Raw genomic sequence first — 5217 nt, 5'->3', positions numbered from 1 at the left:
AAGGCCGCTACACCGATGTCGTGGCCCGCGTGCGTAACCCCAACGAGGTCGCCACCATTGTCCAGAAAGGCTCGAACGCGCTGCCGCAGATGCGCTTCGTCACCCGCGCCGATATCGCGCGCACCTATCAGAAACTGTTCGACTGGCGCGAGGGGCTGCTGACGGCGTTGGCCTTCGCCGGCATCCTCGCCTTCGTCATCTTCGCCGCCGAAAAAGCCAGCGGGCTCTCGGCCGAGGAAGCGCGCGAGATCGGCATCCTCAAGGCGGTCGGCTGGAACACGCGCGACGTGATCGCGATGAAGATATGGGAAGGCGGGCTGATCTCGCTCGCGGCCTTCCTGATCGGCACCGTCGCGGGCTTCGCCCATGTGTTCTTCTTCGGTGCCCCGCTCTTCGCGCCGATCCTGCAGGGCTGGGCGGTGATCTATCCCGATTTCCCGCTGAGCCCGCATGTGGACGGTCTGCAATTGCTGACGCTCGCGCTGCTGACCACCCTGCCCTATATCGCCGCGACCGTGGTGCCGATCTGGCGCACGGCCTCGGCCGATCCCGATGCCGTGATGCGCTGAGGAGGCCCCCATGATCACTCTGCAATCCGTGACCAAGACCTATAATGCGGGCCGCCCCAATGCCGTGACCGCGCTGGACGGGATCGACCTGACCATCGAGGGGCGCGCCGTCACCGTGCTCAAGGGACCGTCGGGCTCGGGGAAATCCTCGCTCCTGTCGGTCGTCGCCTGCATGGCGCGCCCTTCCACGGGCCGCGTCAGCCTCGATGGCGAGGTCGTCTCGGGCCTGCCCGAGCACTTCCAGACCGAACTGCGGCGCGAGCGGTTCGGCTTCATCTTCCAGCGGTTCAACCTCGTGCGCGGCCTCACCGTGCTGGAAAACGTGATGCTGCCAGCGGCGCCGCTGGGTCAGCCCTTCGGGGAGTTGCGCGAACGGGCGATGGACCGGATCGAGGCGCTGGGTCTGGGGCCGCGCGCCCAGACCCGGATCGAGCTGCTCTCGGGCGGCGAGGCGCAGCGCGCGGCGATCGCGCGGGCGCTGATCAACGATCCGCCTATCCTGATCGCGGACGAACCCACGGCCAATCTCGACAGTGCGCTTTCCGAGACCTTCCTGCAGATCGTCGCCGAGGAGAAAGCGCGCGGGCGCACCGTCATCATGTCGAGCCACGACCCACGTGTCTGGGGCGCGGATTGCGTCGACCGGGTGGTTTCGATGCGCGACGGGCGGATCGAGGATGCGCCTGCCCAGCAGGAGCCGCAGCCATGATCTTTCAAACGCCGATCATGGCGCTGTTGCTGGTGGCGGGTCTGGCCGCGCTGACGGCCCTCTGGGCGGGCGGCTTCGCCGTCACCGTGCTGCGCCGCTGGGATCTGACCGACATGGGCGCGCGCCAACTGCGGATGGAGCGGATGACCGAGCTGGTCTCGACCCTCTTCGCCGCCGTCATGCTGGCCGAGCTCGCGGCGCTTTTGCTGTTTGTCTTCAATGCCGACCGGATGTCGTCGCTATTCGTCGGCGCGATGTGTGCGGTCGGCACGCTCAACGTGAACGATTACGGCTTCCCCGCGCTCTATCTCAAGATCGGGGTGTTCTTCGCCGCCGTGATATGGCTGATCCTCGACCGGGCCGACAGGCTGGGACGGGACTACCCGCTGACCCGCGTGAAATATGCAGCCCTTTTGGCAATCACGCCGCTGATCCTTGCCGATAGCGCGGTCGAGCTGAGCTATTTCCTCGACATGCAGACCGATGTCATCACCTCGTGCTGCTCGAAGCTGTTCACGCCGAACAACCCCAATCTCGCGAACCAGATGGCGGGCGTCGGCGAGGCGCAGGCGCTCTGGCTGCTCGGCCTCACCGCGCTGATCGCCTTGGCTGCGGGGATCGCGGCGCTGATCCGCAAGCGCGGCTATGGGCTTTACGCGCTGGCCTCGGCGCTGATGTTCGGGATGGGGCTGACCGCGATTGTCGCCACGATCTCGCTCTATATTTATGAAAACCCCAACCATCATTGCCCGTTCTGCATCCTCAAGCCCGAATACGGCTATGTCGGCTACGCGCTGTATGTGCCGCTGTTTCTTGCCACCGCAGCCGGGCTTGGGGCGGGCGCGCTCAGCCCGTTTCAAAAGCGCGCCTCGCTGGCGGGGCCCCTGCCGGGTCTGATGCGGCGGCTGCTGATATGGTCGATGGCCGGGTTCGCCACCTTCGGGATCGTCTGCCTGATCGTAATCTGGCGCTCGCATCTGATCCTCTTCGGCTAAGCTGTCCGCGATGCGGGCAGCCCCGATTTGGGCCATTGTCGCGCCGGGCTATGTCGTAAGGCAACCCCGCCGGGCGCGGGAACGCGAACTGGAGGAGGACTGACCATGAGCAAGGCACAGGCGGTGATTATCGGAGTGGGCGACGGGCTTTCCGCCGCAATGGCGCGGGAGCTTGCGCCCGATTATGACCTGACGCTGGCGGCCCGCAGCGCCGAGAAGATGCAGGCACTGGCCGAGGAGACCGGAGCGCGCATGGTGCAACTCGATGCGACCGACGAAGCCGCGATTGCCGATCTGTTCGACGCCCTGCCCGCGCCGCCGCGCGTCGTCGTCTACAACCCGTCTGGCCGGGTGCGTGGCTCGGTGGCGGAACTCGATGCTGAGGACGTTCGCGCCGCCGTCGAGATCACCGCAATCGGGGCGTTTCTGACCGGCAAGCACGCCGCGCGGCGGATGCTCGAAGCCGAGCCCACCGAGGGCAGCCGCGGCACAATCCTGTTCACCGGGGCCTCCGCCGGGGTGAAAGGGTTCGCGCGCTCCGCCCCCTTCGCGATGGGCAAATTCGCGCAGCGCGGGCTGGCCGAGAGCATGGCGCGCGAATTGCACCCGCAAGGCATCCATGTGGCTTGGGTGAATATCGACGGCATGATCCGCAATCCGGGCCGCAGCGAGGCGCCTGACAAGCCCGGCTCGATGCTGCGCCCCGAGGCGATTGCGAAAACCTATCGCCAGCTGATCGAGCAGGACCGCAGCGCCTGGACGAACGAGATCACGCTGCGCCCCTGGGTCGAGACGTTCTGAGGCGGCGGACGCTCAGCGCCCCTTGCCCGCCTCCAGCGCCGCAGCCCGCATTGCCGAGAGCGACTGGCGCGGGGTCAGCGCCTCGGGCGAGATCACGAGATCCAGCACCGCGCCGGTCTCGGACGCCCGCGCACGTTCGAACGCGGCTGCGAAATCCTCCGTCCGCTCGACCCGCTCGCCATGGAAGCCATAGGCCTTCGCCAGCGCCGCGAAATCCGGGTTCACCGCCATCGAAGTGCCCGACACGCGGGTCGGATAATTGCGCTCCTGATGGGCGCGGATCGTGCCGTAAATCCCGTTATTGAGGATCAGGATGATCGGCTGCGCACCTGCCTGCGCGGCGGTGGCGAGTTCCTGCGAGGTCATCTGGAAATCGCCGTCGCCCGCGAAACAGACCACGGTCTTCTCGGGCTGCGCCACCTTGGCCGCGATGGCCGCCGGCACCCCGTAGCCCATCGCGCCCGACTGCGGCGCAAGCAGCGTGGCGTTAGGCCCGAAGCGGAAGAACCGCCCCGGCCAGACCGCGAAATTGCCCGCCCCGTTGGTCAGGATCATGTCCTCGGGGAGTTCCTCGCGCAGATAGGCGCAGACCTTGCCCATATCGACCGGCGAGGGCTGATCGGGCAGATCGAAGCCCGCCTCATAGGCCGCGCGGCCTTCGGCCCGCCAGTCGGCCCAGGCACCCTTGACTGGCTCGAGCGTGCCAAGGGCTGCGGCGAAGGCGTTCGGCCCGGCATGGATGCCGAGTTCGGGACGGTAGATCTTGCCGATCTCCAGATCCGAGCCATGAACATGGATCAGCCGCTGCGCGGGCTGCGGCACGTCCAGAAGCGTGTAGCCATCGGTCGTATTCTCGCCAAAGCGCGCATTGATCGCGAGGATCACGTCGGCCTCGCGCATCAGACGCTTCACATGCGGCGCCATCCCGACGCCCGCATCGCCGCAAAAAACGGGCGAATTATTGTCGAACCGGTCCTGATATCGAAAGACCGAAAGAACCGGTATATCAGAGGCTTCCGCGAAGGACTTAATGTGCGAAGTGCCGTCCCCGCGCCAGTTGCACCCGCCATAGAGGATCAGCGGACGCTTGGCCCCGGCCAGCATCTCACGCAGCTCGCCCATCGCCGCCGGATCGGGCTGCGGCTCGGTGATCCGGACGGGCGCGCCAAGCGGCGCGGCCTCGGTCATCGACGTCAGCATATCCTCGGGCAGAGCGACCACGACCGGACCGGGCCGCCCGCTCACGGCCATCGTCCAGGCGCGGGAGAGAATTTCGGGGATACGCTCGACCCGGTCGATCTCGACGGCCCATTTCGCCATGGAGCCGAAGACCGCCTTGTAATCGAGCTCCTGAAACGCCTCGCGGCCCTTCATATCGGTGCCGACCTGCCCCACGAACAGGATCATCGGCGCGGAATCCTGCATCGCCGTATGCACCCCGATCGACGCATTGGTGGCCCCGGGGCCGCGCGTGACCATGCAGATGCCGGGCTCCCCGGTCAGCTTGCCGTAAGCGGCGGCCATGAAGCTCGCCCCGCCTTCCTGACGGCACAACACGAAATCCAGCGTGCCCTGCGTGTCGTGCAGCGCGTCGAGCACCGCGAGATAGCTTTCCCCCGGCACGCCGAACGCCTTGCGCGCACCAAGCCCCACGAGGCTTTCGACCAGAACCTGACCACCGTTTCTCATGCGCGCGCCTCTCTCCCGTTTGCGGCTCCGCGCGATGACGCGGATCTTGCGAGAGGCGTAGCACGCGCCAAATCGGAGCGCACCCCCGGCAGGTCGCGAGCGCGCCAGATCACCCGGCGAGATAGGTCCGGAACCACGCGATCATGCGTTCCTCGGCCAGCTTGGCGGCGGCCTCGTCGTAGCGCGGCGTCGTGTCGTTGTGGAACCCGTGGTTCACGCCCGGATAGATATAGGCCTCGTAGCGCTTGTCGTTCTCCTCGAGCGCCTTCTGGAACTCCGGCCACATCGCATTGATCCGCTGGTCGAGCGCTGCGAGCTGGATCATCAGCGGCGCCTCGATCATCGCGACCTGCGCAGAGTCGGGCGCAGCCCCGTAGAACGGCACGCCCGCGCCCATCTCGGGATAGGCGACGGCGAGCTTGTTCACCACGCCCCCGCCATAGCAGAACCCAGT

6 protein-coding genes are annotated in these 5217 nt (G+C 66.8%); 4 read left to right on the top strand and 2 right to left on the bottom strand.

The features are described from left to right. From B3D39_RS11835 to B3D39_RS11820, 4 genes are all read left to right on the top strand, one after another. Positions 1 to 569 (top strand): ABC transporter permease (locus B3D39_RS11835; protein ID WP_286789719.1); only part of this gene is annotated, 569 nt, incomplete at its 5' end. 10 nt (positions 570 to 579) lie between these two features. Continuing rightward, on the top strand, positions 580 to 1278 hold the full coding sequence (locus tag B3D39_RS11830; RefSeq protein ID WP_274962390.1) for an ABC transporter ATP-binding protein: 699 nt from the start codon (positions 580 to 582) through the stop codon (positions 1276 to 1278). Further along, the gene (locus tag B3D39_RS11825; protein ID WP_078570409.1) at positions 1275 to 2273 is read left to right on the top strand and encodes a hypothetical protein; all 999 of its coding nucleotides are present in this window, start codon (positions 1275 to 1277) and stop codon (positions 2271 to 2273) included. The genes B3D39_RS11830 and B3D39_RS11825 overlap by 4 nt, the downstream gene beginning before the upstream one ends. A gap of 105 nt (positions 2274 to 2378) precedes the next feature. Continuing rightward, the gene (locus B3D39_RS11820; RefSeq protein WP_274962389.1) at positions 2379 to 3074 is read left to right on the top strand and encodes an SDR family NAD(P)-dependent oxidoreductase; all 696 of its coding nucleotides are present in this window, start codon (positions 2379 to 2381) and stop codon (positions 3072 to 3074) included. Between the two features lie 12 nt (positions 3075 to 3086). Here B3D39_RS11820 and B3D39_RS11815 read toward each other — a convergent pair whose 3' ends face one another. Beyond that, a complete protein-coding gene (locus tag B3D39_RS11815) occupies positions 3087 to 4763 on the bottom strand; it encodes a thiamine pyrophosphate-binding protein (RefSeq protein WP_274962388.1) in 1677 nt (558 codons plus the stop codon). A gap of 109 nt (positions 4764 to 4872) precedes the next feature. Further along, positions 4873 to 5217, bottom strand: a 345-nt coding sequence (locus B3D39_RS11810) for a dienelactone hydrolase family protein (RefSeq protein WP_286789718.1), incomplete at its 5' end; no start/stop codon positions are given.

Origin of the sequence: Thioclava sp. UBA3469 (genome assembly GCF_002378135.1) — a bacterium.
Classification (GTDB): domain Bacteria; phylum Pseudomonadota; class Alphaproteobacteria; order Rhodobacterales; family Rhodobacteraceae; genus Thioclava; species Thioclava sediminum.
This window is presented reverse-complemented; position numbering and strand designations above follow the sequence as displayed.